We start from the raw sequence: 16918 nt of genomic DNA on the forward strand, positions 1-16918 counted from the left end.
TGCGTGGATTGTCGGACAAAAACAAGCCCACAGAGCCTATGCCGCGAAAGCATGACAGGACACTGGACACATGCGACAAAAAATAAGACGATCCAGCCGTCTGGTGACCACTTTCCCCTATAAGAATAAATGAAATTATGTCTAACCAAATCTCCACGCCCCTGAGGCGCGTCAGCATTTTGGCCATTGATCGGGTATTCGCTTCGACCCTCATGCAAGCCAAGGATTTCTTCCACCTCGCAAGCCTGCGTTATGGCAAACAGCAAGGCCTGGGCCTGACGCCTGCGTTTGAAACACGCCTGGTGAGCCCGGATGGGCAATCGGTGCGCAGCTTCAGCGATGTGATCATGCCCGTGGACGGCGGCCTCGAAGACGCCGACATCATCGTATTACCGGCCTTCTGGGATGACTTCGACGCCCTGTGCACCCGCTACCCCCAAGTGCTGCCGTGGCTGCGTGATCAACACGCTCGCGGCGCCGTGCTCTGTGGCGAAGCCACCGGGGTGTTCTGGCTGGCCGAAGCTGGACTGCTCGATGGCAAGGAGGCGACCACCTACTGGCGCTTCTTCAATGCATTCAGCGAGCGCTTTCCCAAGGTCCAACTCAACCAGGACAAGCACCTCACCGACGCCGACAACCTGTATTGCGCCGGTGGCACTACCTCGGCGTGCGACCTGTATATCTACCTGATCGAACGCTTCTGCGGCGCCAACATCGCCCAGGCCGTGGCCCGTGACATTCTCTACGAAGTGCAGCGCAGCTACTCGCCGGGGCGTATCGGCTTTGGTGGGCAGAAGCTGCACCAGGACGTGATAATCCTGCAGATCCAGCATTGGCTCGAAGAGCATTTTGCCGACAAATTCCGCTTCGAAGACGTCGCCCGGGAGCACGGCATGAGCATCCGCAACTTCATGCGGCGCTTCCAGACCGCCACCGGCGATAAGCCGCTGCATTACCTGCAACGACTGCGTATCGAGACGGCCAAAGGCCTACTCTCGGGCAGTCGCAAGAGCATCAAGACCATCAGTTATGAGGTGGGTTACGACGATGCGAGTTTCTTTGCGCGGTTGTTCAGGCAACACACGGAGTTGTCGCCAAACCAATATCGCCAGCAGTTCCAGCAGGCCGCGTAAGCAAATGCGGGAGGGGGCTTGCTCCCGATAGCGGCGGATCAGTCAGTGCATCTGTTACTGAAAGACCGCTATCGAGGGCAAGCCCCCTCCCGCATTTTTTACTGTGTCGGTCTTAGGGTTTGTGCCCGCGCGACAGGAACTCGTGGGACTGCATCTCAAGCAAGCGACTCAGTGTGCGCTGGAACTCAAAGTTCAAGCGGCCGCCGGTATACAGGTCCTTGAGCTCGACTTCTGCCGAAATGATCAGCTTCACGTTACGGTCGTAGAACTCATCGACCATGTTGATAAAACGGCGCGCGATGTCGTCGGTGGTGACGCTCATCTGCTCCACGCCGCTCAAGATCACCGCGTGGAAGATCTTGCCCAGTTCGATGTAGTCGTTCTGGCTACGCGGACCGTCGCACAACTGGCGGAATTCGAACCAGGCCACGTCATCGCAAGTACGCAGCGCGATGATTTCGCGGTTCTCGATCATCAGCTTGTCGTTTTCCACCGCCTGGGTGCATTCCGGCGTCAGCGCGCGAAAGCTTTTGCGCAGGCTTTCGTGGGCGGCTTCATTCAGCGGGAAGTGGAACAGCTCCGCTTGCTCCAGATGGCGCAGGCGGTAGTCAACACCGCTGTCGACGTTGACGATCTCGGTATTCTGCTTGATCAACGCGATGGCTGGCAGGAAGCGCGCACGTTGCAGGCCGTCTTTGTACAAGCCGTCCGGCACGATGTTCGAGGTGGCGACCAGGGTCACGCCGTTCTTGAACAGCTCTTCCATCAGGGTGCCAAGGATCATGGCGTCGGTGATATCGGAGACGAAGAATTCATCGAAGCAGATCACCCGCGCTTCATCGGAGAAGCGCTTGGCGATGATGGTCAGCGGGTTTTTCTCACCCGGCAGGGTCTTCATCTCTTCGTGCACACGCTTCATGAAGCGGTGGAAGTGGGTGCGGACCTTTTCCTTGAACGGCAGCGCTTCGAAGAAGGTGTCGACCAGATAGGTCTTGCCACGGCCCACGCCGCCCCAGAAATACAGGCCTTTGACCGGCGCATGGTCTTTCTTGCCAAACAGCTTGCTGAGCATCCCTGGCTTGCTTTGCGAGGCCGCGACCAGGTCGTCGTACAGACGTTGCAAATGACGCACCGCCGTTTCCTGGGCCGCGTCATGGAAGAACTCAGGGCGTTTCAGATCAGCTTGATATCGTTCTAGGGGCGTCATAATTTCGTTAGCAAGGCAACAAAAACGGGCCGTCACTGTAACGACGGCCCTGGATAATGGCAATCAACCCTTGGTCGGGTTAATCCTCGATTGGGGTCAACGCGATGCGCAACGCTTGGATGGCGGCATCGCGGGTCGCGCTGTCGGCGAACTGAGCGCTGTCGGCCACGGCCGCGCCGTCCAGCCAAACGCTGAAGCCCAAGGCTTCAGGACGCACGTCCAGCATCAAGCCACTTTGCAGCTGCTTGGTCACTGCGCCAGCGGCTTTACCGTCGGCAAAGTTGCGCGACAGCAGCAGTTGCTCGCCATCGGCAGCCAACAGGCGGAAGCGGAAGCTGCCGTCGTCTTCGCGAAAGCTCACAAAGCGCGCTGCTTTTGCGGCTTTCTTCTTGGTGCTGACGGGAGCAGCAGCCTGCTCGACGAATGAACGCAAGCCAACCGCCTCACGCAACTCGGCCAGGAAAGGTGCGGCCACGGCACGGGCCTTCTTGGCGCCGACCAGCAGCAGGTCTTCCATGTCCGACGGGCGCGACATCAGTTGATGATAGCGTTCGCGGGCTTCGCCCAGTTGGCCGTCCAACAGCTGGAACAGACGACTCTTGGCCTCGCCCCAGCCCAAGCCTTGCAGCAACTCGCCGCGGAATTCTTCTTCCTGGGCCTTGCTGGCAAACGCCTGATAGAGGGTGAACAGGTGCGAGTTGTCCGGGTCCTTGGCTTCGCCGGGTGCGCGCGAATCGGTGACGATCCGCGAGATGGCGTCCTTCATGTCCTTGGCGCTGGTGAACAACGGGATGGTGTTGTCGTAGCTCTTGGACATCTTGCGGCCGTCCAGGCCCGGCAAGGTGGCGACGCTTTCTTCGATCAACGCCTCGGGCATGGTGAAGAATTCTTTGCCGTTACCGAACAGGTGGTTGAACCGCTGGCCGATGTCGCGGGCCATTTCCACGTGCTGGATCTGGTCACGGCCGACCGGCACTTTGTGTGCGTTGAACATCAGGATATCGGCCGCCATCAGCACCGGATAGCTGTACAAGCCCATGGTGATGCCCGCGTCCGGGTCTTCGCCGGTTTCCACGTTCTTGTCCACCGAGGCCTTGTAGGCGTGGGCGCGGTTGAGCAGGCCCTTGGCGGCGACGCAGGTCAGCAGCCAGGTGAGCTCGGGGATCTCTGGAATGTCGGACTGCCGGTAGAAGGTCACTCGATCCACATCCAGGCCACCGGCCAGCCAGGTCGCAGCGATTTCCATACGCGAGCGCTGGATGCGCTGCGGGTCATCGCATTTGATCAGGGCGTGGTAGTCGGCCAGGAAGTAGAAGGAATCGGCGTTGGCGTCCTGGCTGGCCAGGATCGCCGGGCGGATCGCACCGGCGTAGTTGCCCAGGTGCGGCGTGCCAGTGGTGGTGATGCCGGTGAGGATACGGGTACGAGTCGTCATGGGTAATCGCTTATCAGACTGCTATCAATTCGAGAGGCGCGGCAGTACCAGATCCTTGAGATCGGTCAGCTTGCCATGAAAAAAGTGTCCGCATTCTGCCACTTTCAGCAGCTCATGGGGGCGATTCAGAGCCGCGGACCAGTCGTAGACGAGTTGCGGCTCGACCACTTCGTCGGTTTCCGGCTGGATCAGGGTCAACGGGCAGCCTTGGGGCAGTACATCCGTGTCGCGCAGGCGCATCACAGCGGCAGCGACCATAAACAGGTGTGCGAGTTTTTCGCCCTTGGCTTCCAGGCGACCACCGAGGCTGGCTGCCACATAACCACCGAAGGAAAAACCAAGTAAGGTCATCGGCAGTCCGGGATGTTTTTCCCGCAGCCAGGTAGCGGCCGCTTCAGCATCGTCGACTTCGCCAGTGGCCATGTCGTGGGTACCGGCACTCGCACCGACGCCACGGTAATTAAAACGCAGCGTAATCAAACCGGCGTCGCGGGCGGTACGTTGCAGGGTCGAAACGACTTTATTGAGCATGGTCCCGCCCTGCACCGGATTAGGGTGGCAGATCAGCGCCAGGCCACGTGGCTCGGGGTGATCCAGGTACAGGGCTTCCAATTGGCCTACCGGGCCATCGATCAAAACGGGGGTTTCACGCATGAGCAAGGAATGAACTCCGTGACCTCTCAAAGGGTCGACTCGTCTAGCTAAAAGTCTGTGCATGGCATCATTGCGAGCTTAATCGCGGTATACAGCGCAGGTTTGAGCCGTTAACGTAAAGCAAAGCCGTTTATAGAGGAAGGACTCGTGGAACACTCGCTCTTAGTTTGGTTGTTGCCGACTCTTGCCCTGGTTGCCGGTGTCGCCATTGGATTCCTGGTTGCTCGCCTGCTGCCGAATGCCGCGCCTAACCGCACGCAGCGTCAGTTGGATGACATTCAGGAACGTTTTGACAGTTATCAGAACGAGGTTGTTACCCACTTCAACAGCACCGCAAACCTGGTCAAGAAGCTCACTCAGAGCTATCAGGAAGTACAGGATCATCTCGCCGATGGCGCCAACCGCCTCGCCCTCGACGACATCACTCGTCAGCGTCTGCTGGCTGCGCTGCATTCCGATGCACCGCAAACTCCGCGGGAACGCCTGACCCCACCTCGGGAAAACCAGGAGCCACCAAGGGACTACGCGCCAAAAACGCCAAACGCCCCAGGGATGTTGGATGAGCATTACGGCTTGAAGAAGTAAGTTATTTTCAAGCAATAAAAAAAGCCCGGTTGATCGATGATCAACCGGGCTTTTTGTTGGGCCTCGCTCTTGTGGGAGGGGGCTTGCCCCCGATAGCGGTAGATCAGTTGATACATGTGCAGACTGACACACAGCTATCGGGGGCAAGCCCCCTCCCACATTGGTTTTCAGGCCACGGGCTGTTCTTGAAGCCACCCTGCCTCGATGCGCACATGCCGCCCATGGAAGCGCTTGAGGCTGCTGCGGTGGCCGACACTGACAATGCTCAGCCCCGGCAACTCATCGATCAGCGCCTTATACAGCGTCGCCTCATCCTCTTCATCCATCGCAGAGGTCGCTTCGTCCATGTACAGCCATTGCGGCGCGAACAGCAAGGCACGGGCAAAGGCCAGGCGTTGTTGCTCGCCCGGTGAAAGCATGCGTTGCCAGTGGTTGGCCTCGTCCAAACGCGTGACCAGGTGCGGCAGGCGGCAGGTTTCCAGGACCTGTGCATAACGTTCTGCCGGGTAGGTGCTGTCGTCCTGTGGATAACTCAACACGGATTTCAACGTACCAATCGGCAGGTAGGGCTTCTGCGGAAGGAACAGATAACGCGCCACCGGCATGCGAATGCTGCCGTAACCCTCCAGCCACAGATGGCCCATCGCGCGCAGCAAGGTGCTTTTGCCGCTGCCGGAACGGCCGCTGAGCATCAGGCGCTGGCCCGGTTCAACAATCATGTTGGCGTCGGTCAGCAAGTGGCGACCATCGCTCAGGTTCATGCCCAAGCCCTGCACTACCAGACGCTCGCCCTCCGCGCTGACCTCTATGGCTGCCGGGCGTTGCTCGTTTTCACTCATGGCTTGCTGGAAGCTCAGCAGACGGTCACTGGTAGCACGCCAGGCGGCCAGGTCGGTGTAAGCACTGATAAACCAGCTGAAGTTACTTTGCACGTTGCCGAACGCCGAGTTGATTTGCATGAGCTCACCCAGTTCGATCTTGCCGGCAAAGTACCGTGGCGCGGCCACGACAAATGCAAAGACAATCGCAATCTGCTCATAGCCGGCGGTGAAGAATGTCAGGCGCTTGGACACCTTCATGATGTCCCAGAAGTTGTGCCAGACCTTGCCGAAACGCGCGCTCAAGCGCTGGTTCTCGTTGGGCTCGCCGTTGTACAGGGCAATGCTCTCGGCATTCTCGCGCACCCGCACCATGGAGAAACGCAGGTCAGCTTCGAAACGTTGTTGTTGGTTGCTCAAGCCAATCAAGCGGCGACCGATCAGATGGGTCAACCAACTGCCGACACCGGCGTAAACTAACGCACACCAGAACATGTAGCCGGGGATGGTGATGCCGAACACCTCAATGCTACCCGACACGCCCCAAAGGATGACGGAGAAGGACACGAGGCTGACGACATTGCGCAGCAGCCCGAGGCCAAGACTTAACGTGTTCGAGGTGAAGCTATTGAGGTCTTCCGAAATACGCTGGTCCGGGTTGTCGGTGTAACCGCCCTGCTCCAGCTGGTAGTAGTTTTTTTGGCTTAGCCAACGCGCAAAATGCTTTTCAGTGAGCCACGCCCGCCAGCGAATGGTCAGCATCTGCGTCAGGTAAAGACGGTACACCGCGGCGAGAATGGCCACCGCTGCGATGCCGCAAAAATAGCCGATCTGCTGCCAGAAAGCGGCGGTGTCTTTGTTCTCAAGGGCGTTGTAGAAGTCCTTGTACCAGTGGTTGAGCCACACGGAAATCGCCACGCTGAACAGCGACAGGGCGATCACCGCTGCCAGCAACAACCAGGCCTTACCTTTCTCTTCACTGTGCCAATAGGGCGTGATCATCGCCCAGGTTCGCCGAAAAAATTGCCCACGAACAGCGTCGTTGACCGCAGAGTACTCAGCGTTCTGATTCATCGTTCAGGCTCGTAGGAAAGAAGGCAGGCGTTTGAACCGATCATAGTTGATCGGTTCAGGGCTCCGTGCGGCCTGAAGCGGGTTGTTCAGCCTAGGTTCAGCGTCGTACCGGACGTTTCTGCAGCTTGCGTTGCAGGGTGCGGCGGTGCATGCCCAGGGCGCGGGCGGTAGCGGAGATGTTGCCTTCGTGCTCGGTCAGGACACGCTGAATGTGCTCCCACTGCAGGCGGTCCACCGACATCGGGTTTTCCGGTACCAGGGTGTCGAGGTCGGCATGCTCGGAGAGTAAGGCGGCCAGCACATCGTCGGCGTCCGCCGGTTTGCACAGGTAATTGCAGGCGCCGCGCTTGATGGCCTCGACGGCGGTGGCGATGCTGGAGTAACCGGTGAGAATCACCACGCGCATTTCCGGGTCGAGTTCCAGCAGCTTGGGCAGCAGCACCAGACCGGAGTCGCCGTCCATCTTCAGGTCGAGCGCGGCGTAGTCCGGCAAATCGGCCTGTGCGATGGTCAGGCCTTCTTCAGCCGAACCTGCGGTGCTCACACGAAAGCCGCGACGGCTCATGGCGCGCGCCATCACGCGGGTAAAGGTAGCGTCGTCATCTACCAGCAGCAGGTGCGGCAGTTCTTCGCCTTCGACTTGGATCTCGTCACTCATCGATATCTCCTCGTGCAACACGGGGCAGGCGCAGCTCGGTGAGCGTACCGCCTTCCTCATGACTATAGAGCTTCACTGAGCCACCCGCGCGGGTCACGCTGGCCTTGCTCAAAAACAGGCCCAAGCCGAAGCCTTTGCCCTTGGTGGTAAAGAAAGGTTTGCCGATCTGCTCGGCAATAGCCAGCGGCACGCCGGCGCCGTGGTCACGAATGCTGATGGTCACGTTTTCTGCGTCCCAATCCAACTGTACGCCAAGGCCTTCCGGGCAGGCGTCGGCAGCATTGTTCAGCAGATTGAGCAGCGCCTGAGTCAGATCCGGCGGCGGCGCCATGCGCGGTACGGTGCCCTGCCCCAGCAGACTGAAACGATAACTGGCTTCGGGACGCATCAGGTGCCAGCGGTTGAGCGCTTCGTCGAGCCACTGTGTCACGTCCTGCATCTCCACCGCCAGGCGGCGATTGGCTTCGGCGGCGCGCACCAATTGCTGCAAAGTCTGCTTGCACTGCTTGACCTGCTCGCGCAATACGCCGAGGTCTTCTTGCAGCGCAGGATCGGGGTGGTCCTGAACCATTTCGTTAAGCAGCACGCTCATGGTGGCCAGCGGTGTACCCAACTCGTGGGCGGCTCCGGCGGCCTGGGTGGCAACGGCCAGCAGTTGCTGGTCGCGCAGGCCTTCTTCACGGCGAATGGCGCGCAGTTCTTCCTGGCGGCGCAGTTCTTCGGCCATGCGCGCGGCGAAGAAGGTAATGACGGCGGCAGACAGGGCAAAACTCAGCCACATCCCATAGATCTGAAGGTTTTCCCGGGCAATTGGGAACGTTTGCAGCGGGTAGAACTGTGCCAGCAGCAAGGTGTAGAGGGTCAGGGCGATACCCGACAGCACCACCGAGTAGCGCCACGGCAACGTCACGGCGGCGATGGTCAACGGCACCAGGTAATAAGACACGAACGGGTTGGTGGAGCCACCGGAGAAATACAGCAACACACTGTGGATAAACAGATCGCAGGCCAGTTGCAGCGCGTATTCGAGTTCGGTCACCGGCCATGTAGTGCGCAAGCGGATGGCAGTGAACACGCACAGCACGATAGAGAAACCAAGGGTCACGCCCAGTTGTAGCCACGGCAGCGGCAGCAGGTCGAACCAATAGGCAAGCCCGACCGAACCGGCCTGTGCGGCCAGTACCAGGGTACGAATGAACGTCAGGCGCCAGAGATTCTGGCGGGTGGCGGAAGTCAGTTTTACGGCGGCGAGCATGAGCTCTCCCGGTGAGCGCAGCGGGTAGATCGCATCGAGTATAACCAAGACACGACGATGGCAGGGTGCGTGCGGCAAACCGCCACAGCACCTTCGCACACATATTTTGCGGCATTCATTCAGGAACCGCCGTGAACGACGGACCACCCAAGGCGCATTTCCCACGCGTCACTCAGGCGGTGCCCAAGACTGTACTTGATCACAGCAGGACCGAGGGCTGGTTGCGGAAGTTCTGAAATAGAACCTCAGCTACAGGCCCACCGCTTCCACCCGGCAAGGCGCAGTCGCTGAGCCTGGCAAACGGCCCTTCTACAATTTGTTTGTATTGTGTAAACCCGAAGAACCCCACGTCGCCGTCTACAGTCATACCGAACACGAATATCCCAAGGAGCTTCCATGTCTCGTTTCAATCGCAGTGCAGCCGTTCTCACCCTCAGCGCGCTGGCCAGCCTTCCGGCGCTGGCCGCCGATGAGCTGCATTACAACCAGATCTCTCTGCGTGCCGAAGTCAGCCAGGAAGTGGCCCGCGACAAGATGATCGTTACGCTCTACACCGAGTCCCAGAACAGTGACCCGGCCAAACTCGCCGCCACTATCACCACCGCCATGAACACAGCGCTGGGCCAGGCTCGTGAAGTCAAGGCTGTGACTCTGCGCCAGGGCAGCCGCAACAGCTACCCGATCTACGACAACAAGACCCAGAAAATTACCGGCTGGCGTGAACGTGCCGAACTGCGTCTGGAAAGCGCGGACTTCCCGGCACTGTCCAAACTCACAGGCGAGCTGCTGAGCACCCTGAAAATGGACAGCATGGATTTCGCGATCGCCGACAGCACCCGCAAGGCCAGCGAAGACGCCCTGCTCAAGGACGCGGTGGCTGCCTTCAAAGCGCGCGCACAACTGGCCACCGACGCCCTGGGCGGCAAGGGTTACAAAATCGTCAACCTGAACTTCAACACCAATGGTTATCCACAACCCTACGCACGCGGGGCGATGATGATGAAAGCCGCCGAGATGGATTCTGCACCGACGCCGGAAGTCGAGGCCGGTACCAGCCAGGTCAACATGAGCGCCGACGGGGTGATCGAAGTCTTGCAGTAACCGTTTCAATTCATAAAAACGGCGCAGCCTGATGGCTGCGCTTTTTTTTGCCTGTCATTCCATCAATGCAATAACGCCAAGCGGCGCCCGTCAAACAAACCACACTTTAATAGGATCACCGCTATCAAAGAGGGCGATGCCGATACAGCTGCCCCCGAACGAAGCAGACCTATACTTAAAAATAAATTGCACATAAAACGCCAACATAAAAATTGAACCGTTGCCTTGTGGGCTGCCACTTAGTTAAGCCAACCACTTCTAACTCACTGCTTAACTAATCGAACACACCAACAGGAACCATTCACACAACTTTTATGCTTCGGCGCAAAACACGAAAACCGTAAATTTCAATTACAACACAACTCCATTCAGGCACAGGGCAACCAGGCACCGCCAAGAAGTCGGAACAAACACTTATGCCTGATAGATCGACATAGAAAACATTATTCGAGCGCTCATAAGGATGATGGGATTGCGAGAGTTAACCCAATGGAAACGACGCGAAACATAATCTAACCAGCACCAAAATACCGGCAGTTGAAAACAATAGTCACACCGAAGCTATTGCTTGGCGACAGACGATTAACACTATGACATCCACGAGTAAAATGAGCCTTTAATGAACATACATTCAGCGTCCCCACTTCCACCTGCACATCGCCACCATGCTCATTCAATCAGCGCTCCCCCCTCTTCACAGAATATAACTGAGAGCGGAAGGGGCACCTCACGCCATACGACGAGTCCGGCCACGCCCAGCAATCCTGAAGCAGCTGTCCAAACAAGAGTGATTTATGGGTCAGACACTTTATCTGCGCCTTCGGCTGGCTACACCCTGCAAGAACGCAAGCAGCGCATCAATGATTACGCTTTTCGCGTCATGATGCTGACTGAAAAAATACCCAGCATCCATCAGGGTGAAAGAAGCGTTAACTTCCAGAATGCCCGACTGTTCATGGAGCCCGCCGGCTACTTCAGCGGTGGTTTATTGGCCGCGGGGTACGACCCTCATGAAAAATTCACAGTGACGTTCTCTTCCTACACGGGAATGGGAAAGCCGGAAAACCTGAGCAGCAGGTCGGAGCGCACCTACTTTGCATGGGAAATTGCAGCAGGTGCTTTAGCGCACGATAAAGTGCAACGGGGCGGCCCGGTCAACTTCAACGAAATGGATATAGCGGCGAAGGATAAAAGGAAGATCGACCAACTGGAGTCGGTTGGTAAAACCCTTCAAAATCATTGGGAAAATGAAGTATCCAAACCCATGCGCGATCCTTCGGCCCCACTGGCGGCCATCTCTGGAGAAGCGGACGCGTATGTTGTAAAGGGAACATTGCAAAGCCTGCGCAGTGATACAGGGAGCTTTAACAAGTTAAGCCCTCAAGGGCAACAAGCGGTCGCGCGCACCCTGGACAACAACTCGCAAGTCATCATTCCAAACGTATACGGCTATCCAATGTCAGGATATGCCTTTATTGCGTACACCCCTTATGATGGAAATTATGAACACCGGCCCAACCAAGGGTTAATGATTGACATCAAGAATGGTTCTGTCCATGAGTTACATGGTGATGCAGATTTTGCAAGCTGGGCTAAAGACAACCACTCTAACTTACTGAGAAGTTTTAATACCCGAGACATACAAGGAGGCAAGGATTCGCACTGGCCAAGTGCGGCCTATGTGCTTGATACGTTAATCTCAGGAGCCAATGCCCACTTCCCTGGTTATCACAACTTCCTTTCAGATGAGGAGATACCGGCGGCGCAACTATTTAACTACACCCGAGCCCGAGGCGGTGATTATCGGTTGAAGTTTGGCACCTTGAACAATGGCGTGGCCTCTCACTATCAAGCGGTGAATGCCAAGAATGCGTTATGGTCCGACCAGACTGAAGTCTTTGGTTCCTCGCAGCAGGACTGGAAGTCTGCGAAAGACTTCTGGGGTAATACATTCGGGTACGTCCCTGTCATTGGTAACACGGGCAACATCGTATTCGGCGTCCATGATGGTCTCTACGGTATGACGGCAGAAGATCGTGTGGGAGGCAATGCAGCAGCGGTCATATCAAGCCTGCAATTAGCCCATGAACTTGCTCCAGGCGCTGTAGAGTCCGGACTGAGTGACACCCTCAAGGGTACTGGCCTCCCGAGTGCCGAAAATTACACCTGGAAGCGAAACTCGCAGACACACGACTTTGAGTTCGTGAACGCTCCCAAGCCCCCAAAAAATACCGATGACATCAGCGTTCCAACTAAAGGACTGCCTGGCAACCGGCTGCGCCCCAGCCAAGCGGGGAACATCAGCCAGCACGCGGTGCCGGACGGCGAGCAACTGATCAAAAACACTGCACCCAACGCCAAGGGTATTTATCAGATCAAAGATGCGAGCACAGGCGCCGACCGCTGGCTCATCCGCTACGCCGACGCAACCGGCACCAGCAAGGTGTACGAGATCCGGGAGGATTTCAAACTGAGCAACAACTATGTGCAGATCATTGACCGCGAAACCAGACTGCCAGTGACGACAGTCCACTCTTCGGGCAATGGCGAATGGGTGTCGGCCAAAGGAAACGGCGGTATCAGGTTGCCCTGGGGGCGCAGCATCTCACCCCCACAAATCGAGGAAATAAAGCCCACACCGTCCTTTGCCAATCATTTCCTCAATACCGACGGCAAACAGATGGAAGGTTCCGCAAGAGTCGATGAATTCTTGAAAATCAAAGCGGGAACCAACTACGACTTCGCCACTACCAATTTCGAGGTCAGCGGAGGCCGCCCCAGAGCGAATTTCAAGGTGTTTTGGAACATCGACGAGACTGGATTTTCCGTTGAATCGGGTGAGAAGGCACAGCTCACGGAACACAGCTCCAGCGAATACTCACCCAACTTTGTTTTGGATATAAACCGCAATCCCTACAGCGTCACCTCGACCGAAAATGGGCTAACCGAGACCCTGCAACTGGACGCCACGGCGGGTTCGGCCGAAAGCATCAGGCAAGCGAGGCTCAGGCAGTTTGAGAGCGCAATTGCTGATGCGGACCTACGTGCGCGCATTTCCGAAGTAGCCCATCAAGGCTCAATAGCCCCGGCCACCATTGAATTGAACGGCAGTTCGGTACTGCAGGATGGCTACTACTTTGGCGCTGACGACACCCAGTTCCACATCAATCACGACGTGTCTAATGGCGGGTCCGATAGCGTGACGACGGTCCGGATCACCTCCAAAGGGCACCTCTCCAACCCGGAAAAAGATATCAACCGTGTTCCGGGTGTGGAGGTGATCATCAAGAGAACGTTCACGATCCGGGAAGGCAATGATCTGGATAGTTTATTCACGATCGACAAAGACGCCCCCACTCACATCGAAGTAGTGGTCGCCCCATAGCCGAAGCCTGGCTACAACGCCCCCTTACATGACGCCCCTGAACGGCGGTAACCTCGGTCACCGCCGTTTTCATTTGGCTACGGTTACATGCCTGCCACTTCAGGGGTCTCCATGGAAAGAATCGCCTTAAAACCGCTCCTCCTCGCCGCCGGCCTGCTGGCGTTCATGCCAATGGCCCAGGCCGCCAGCACCCTGGTCTATTGCTCCGAAGCGAGCCCCGCCGGATTCGATCCCAGCCAGTACACCAGCGGTACTGATTTTGATGCTTCCGCCGAAACCGTTTTCAACCGTCTGACCCAATTCAAGCGCGGTGGCACCGCAGTCGAACCCGGTCTGGCAACAAGCTGGGATGTGTCCAGCGATGGCCTGACGTATACCTTCCACCTGCGCGATGGCGTCAAGTTCCACACCACCGATTTCTTCACGCCCACCCGTGACTTCAATGCCGAAGACGTGCTGTTCACCTTCAACCGGCTGCTCGATGCCGACAGTCCGTTTCGCAAGGCCTACCCTTCCGAATCGCCGTACTTCACTGACATGGGCCTGAACACCACGATCAAAAACGTCGAAAAACTCGACGAACATACCGTGCGTTTCAACCTGAACAACGTCGATGCGTCCTTCGTGCAAAACCTGGCCATGAGCTTTGCCTCGGTGCAGTCCGCCGAGTACGCCGCGCAATTGCTCAAGCAAGGCGCAGCCTCGGACATCAATCAGAAGCCGGTGGGCACTGGACCATTTGTGTTCAAGCGCTACCAAAAGGACTCGCAGATTCGCTACGTGGCCAATAAACAGTATTGGAAACCCGAGGACGTAAAGCTCGATAACCTGGTGTTCGCCATCACCCCGGATGCGGCGTCGCGCCTGCAAAAACTCAAGGCCGGCGAATGCCAGGTCAGCGGTTACCCGCGCCCCGCCGATATCGAAGTGATGAAACAAGACCCGAATTTGCGCGTGCTGCAGCAAGCCGGGTTCAACCTGGGCTTCCTGGCGTACAACGTGACCCACCCGCCACTGGACCAGCTCAAGGTGCGCCAGGCCCTGGACATGGCGATCGACAAGCCGGCGATCATCAAGGCCGTGTACCAGAGCGCCGGACAATTGGCGCAGAACGCACTGCCACCGGCGCAGTGGTCTTATGACCCCACCATCAAGGACGCCCCTTACGATCCCACCAAAGCCAAGGCGCTACTTAAAGAAGCAGGGGTTGCACCCGGTACCACCATCAACCTATGGGCGATGACTGTACAACGCGCGTCCAACCCGAATGCGCGCATGTCGGCACAGATGATCCAGCAGGATTGGGAAAAAGTGGGCATCAAGGCCAATATCGTCAGTTATGAATGGGGCGAGTACATCAAGCGCGCCAAAAATGGCGAGCACGACGCGATGATTTACGGCTGGACCGGTGACAACGGCGACCCGGATAACTGGCTCGGCGTGCTCTACAGTTGTGCCGCGGTGAAGGGCAGCAACTACGCCAAATGGTGTAACCCGGCCTACGACAAGCTGGTGCAGCAAGCAAAGGTCAGCAGTGACCGTGAGCAGCGCATCAAGTGGTATCAACAGGCGCAAAAAATTCTTAAAGAACAAGTACCTATAACGCCTATTGCAAACTCGACGGTTTTCCAACCCCTGCGCAAAGAAGTCAAAGACTTCAAGATCAGCCCGTTTGGCCTGACGCCCTTCTACGGCGTGAGTCTAGATAAGTAACAGCGACGCCCCAACCAAGTGCGCTAGACGCCTTGGTTGGGCTTTTTTGGTGCGCCCTGCGCACCGAAAAAACCCTCAAAACAGATACAAATATGTCAAAACTTTCATAATTGCGACATTCCTGTACGTTCGTACCACTCTTTCCCGCCTGCAACGGTTCAGCATCTTGCAATGGGTATGGCGCCTGCATAAGTATCCGCAGGCCGACTCACGAGGTCGCCCTCACCACCAAAAATGACAACAAATCATGAGGCCAACATGCTTAAACACGCAGTCATTCCGTTAATTGTTAGCGCTGGCCTTATGGCCGCAGCCCCTTTCGCCCAAGCGGCGACTAACCTGGTGTTCTGCTCCGAAGGGAGCCCGGCCGGTTTCGATCCAGGCCAGTACACCACCGGAACAGACTTCGATGCTTCGGCCGAAACCATGTTCAACCGTCTGAGCCAGTTCGAACGTGGCGGCACCGCTGTTGTTCCTGGCCTCGCCACCAGCTGGGACGTATCCCCGGATGGCCTGACGTACACTTTCCACCTGCGCGAAGGCGTCAAGTTCCACACCACCCCGTACTTCAAGCCCACTCGTGAATTCTCGGCTGACGACGTACTGTTCACCTTCAACCGAATGATCAACAAAGACGATCCATTCCGTAAGGCCTACCCCACTGAGTTCCCGTACTTCACGGACATGGGTATGGACACCAACATCAAGAACATCGAGAAAGTCGACGCCCACACCGTCAAGTTCACCCTTGGCACCGTGGACGCCGCTTTTATCCAAAACCTGGCGATGAGCTTCGCGTCGATCCAGTCGGCCGAATATGCCGCCCAGTTGCTGAAGAACGGTACGCCTCAGGACATCAACCAGAAGCCAATCGGCACTGGCCCGTTCGTGTTCAAGAGCTACCAGAAAGACTCGAACATTCGTTACACCGGCAACAAGGACTACTGGAAACCTGAAGACGTGAAGATCGACAACCTGATCTTCGCTATCACCACCGACCCGTCGGTGCGTATCCAGAAGCTCAAGAAAAACGAATGCCAGATCACCCTCTTCCCGCGTCCGGCCGACCTCAAAGCGCTGGGCGAAGACAAGGACCTGAAACTGCCGAACCAGGCCGGTTTCAACCTGGGTTATGTCGCCTACAACGTCATGGACAAGGTCAAGGGCAGCGACCAGCCCAACCCACTGGCTGACCTGCGCGTACGCCAGGCGCTGGACATGTCGGTCAACAAGCAGCAGATCATCGACTCCGTTTACCAGGGCGCCGGCCAACTGGCCGTCAACGCCATGCCGCCGACTCAATGGTCCTACGACACCACCATCAAGGACGCCGCCTACAACCCTGAGAAAGCCAAGGCGCTGCTCAAGGAAGCGGGCGTCAAGGAAGGTACCGAAATCGTGCTGTGGGCCATGCCGGTTCAGCGTCCGTACAACCCGAACGCCAAACTGATGGCTGAAATGCTGCAGAACGACTGGTCCAAGATCGGCCTGAAGGTCAAGATCACCAGCTACGAGTGGGGCGAGTACATCAAGCGTTCCAAGGGCGGCGAGAACCAGGCCATGATCATTGGCTGGAGCGGCGACAATGGTGACCCGGACAACTGGCTGAACGTGCTGTTTGGCTGCGATTCCCTGTCCGGCAACAACTTCTCCAAGTGGTGCGACAAGAAATTCGACGGCGTCGTGAAAGAAGCCAAGGCCACATCGGATGTCGCCAAACGCACCGAGCTGTATAAGCAGGCGCAACATATCCTCAAAGATGCAGTCCCGATGACACCTATCGCGCACTCGACGGTGTATCAACCCATGCGCAACACCGTGCAGGACTTCAAGATCAGCCCGTTTGGCTTGAACTCCTTCTACGGCGTGAGCGTCAGCGGCAAGTAAGGATCATTGACGG

12 protein-coding genes are annotated in these 16918 nt (G+C 57.2%); 6 read left to right on the top strand and 6 right to left on the bottom strand.

Features of this window, described 5'->3' with window-relative positions; all coding sequences use genetic code 11:
- Nucleotides 1-212: 212 nt before the first annotated feature.
- Complete coding sequence (locus G9Q84_RS02620; RefSeq protein WP_177326430.1) at nucleotides 213-1133, top strand: GlxA family transcriptional regulator; 921 nt, start codon at nucleotides 213-215, stop codon at nucleotides 1131-1133.
- Nucleotides 1134-1245: 112 nt separating this feature from the next.
- Here the strand turns inward: G9Q84_RS02620 and zapE are convergent, their stop codons facing one another.
- The 3 genes from zapE to G9Q84_RS02635 form a co-directional block, all read right to left on the bottom strand.
- Nucleotides 1246-2340, bottom strand: a complete 1095-nt coding sequence (gene zapE, locus G9Q84_RS02625) for a cell division protein ZapE (RefSeq protein ID WP_032886239.1) — start codon at nucleotides 2338-2340, stop codon at nucleotides 1246-1248.
- 79 nt (nucleotides 2341-2419) lie between these two features.
- The gene (locus G9Q84_RS02630) at nucleotides 2420-3775 is read right to left on the bottom strand and encodes a tryptophan--tRNA ligase (protein ID WP_181642849.1); all 1356 of its coding nucleotides are present in this window, start codon (nucleotides 3773-3775) and stop codon (nucleotides 2420-2422) included.
- Nucleotides 3776-3799: 24 nt separating this feature from the next.
- Entirely contained in the window at nucleotides 3800-4429 is a 630-nt protein-coding gene (locus G9Q84_RS02635) for an alpha/beta hydrolase (RefSeq protein ID WP_095183828.1), read from the bottom strand.
- A 147-nt stretch (nucleotides 4430-4576) separates the two neighbouring features.
- Here G9Q84_RS02635 and G9Q84_RS02640 point away from each other — a divergent pair, with 147 nt between their 5' ends.
- Nucleotides 4577-5014, top strand: a complete 438-nt coding sequence (locus G9Q84_RS02640) for a Z-ring associated ZapG family protein (protein ID WP_032886236.1) — start codon at nucleotides 4577-4579, stop codon at nucleotides 5012-5014.
- 167 nt (nucleotides 5015-5181) lie between these two features.
- Here G9Q84_RS02640 and G9Q84_RS02645 read toward each other — a convergent pair whose 3' ends face one another.
- From G9Q84_RS02645 to G9Q84_RS02655, 3 genes are all read right to left on the bottom strand, one after another.
- On the bottom strand, nucleotides 5182-6906 hold the full coding sequence (locus G9Q84_RS02645) for an ABC transporter ATP-binding protein/permease (protein ID WP_181642850.1): 1725 nt from the start codon (nucleotides 6904-6906) through the stop codon (nucleotides 5182-5184).
- A 97-nt stretch (nucleotides 6907-7003) separates the two neighbouring features.
- Nucleotides 7004-7564 (bottom strand): response regulator transcription factor, encoded by a 561-nt coding sequence (locus G9Q84_RS02650; RefSeq protein WP_003171731.1) that lies wholly within the window; start codon nucleotides 7562-7564, stop codon nucleotides 7004-7006.
- Nucleotides 7557-8819: an ATP-binding protein gene (locus G9Q84_RS02655; protein WP_032886234.1), complete on the bottom strand. Its 1263-nt coding sequence runs from the start codon at nucleotides 8817-8819 to the stop codon at nucleotides 7557-7559. The genes G9Q84_RS02650 and G9Q84_RS02655 overlap by 8 nt, the downstream gene beginning before the upstream one ends.
- A gap of 396 nt (nucleotides 8820-9215) precedes the next feature.
- Here G9Q84_RS02655 and G9Q84_RS02660 point away from each other — a divergent pair, with 396 nt between their 5' ends.
- The 4 genes from G9Q84_RS02660 (at nucleotide 9216) to G9Q84_RS02675 (ending at nucleotide 16905) form a co-directional block, all read left to right on the top strand.
- Entirely contained in the window at nucleotides 9216-9920 is a 705-nt protein-coding gene (locus G9Q84_RS02660) for an SIMPL domain-containing protein (protein ID WP_095183826.1), read from the top strand.
- An 880-nt stretch (nucleotides 9921-10800) separates the two neighbouring features.
- Nucleotides 10801-13305 (top strand): hypothetical protein, encoded by a 2505-nt coding sequence (locus tag G9Q84_RS02665; RefSeq protein WP_242461385.1) that lies wholly within the window; start codon nucleotides 10801-10803, stop codon nucleotides 13303-13305.
- A 111-nt stretch (nucleotides 13306-13416) separates the two neighbouring features.
- Nucleotides 13417-15018: an ABC transporter substrate-binding protein gene (locus tag G9Q84_RS02670; RefSeq protein ID WP_181642851.1), complete on the top strand. Its 1602-nt coding sequence runs from the start codon at nucleotides 13417-13419 to the stop codon at nucleotides 15016-15018.
- A gap of 258 nt (nucleotides 15019-15276) precedes the next feature.
- Nucleotides 15277-16905 carry an ABC transporter substrate-binding protein gene (locus tag G9Q84_RS02675; protein WP_032886231.1) on the top strand — a complete coding sequence of 543 codons (1629 nt, stop codon included), beginning with the start codon at nucleotides 15277-15279 and terminating at the stop codon, nucleotides 16903-16905.
- Nucleotides 16906-16918: the final 13 nt, after the last annotated feature.

This window comes from Pseudomonas sivasensis (genome assembly GCF_013778505.1).
Taxonomy (GTDB): Bacteria; Pseudomonadota; Gammaproteobacteria; order Pseudomonadales; family Pseudomonadaceae; genus Aquipseudomonas; species Aquipseudomonas sivasensis.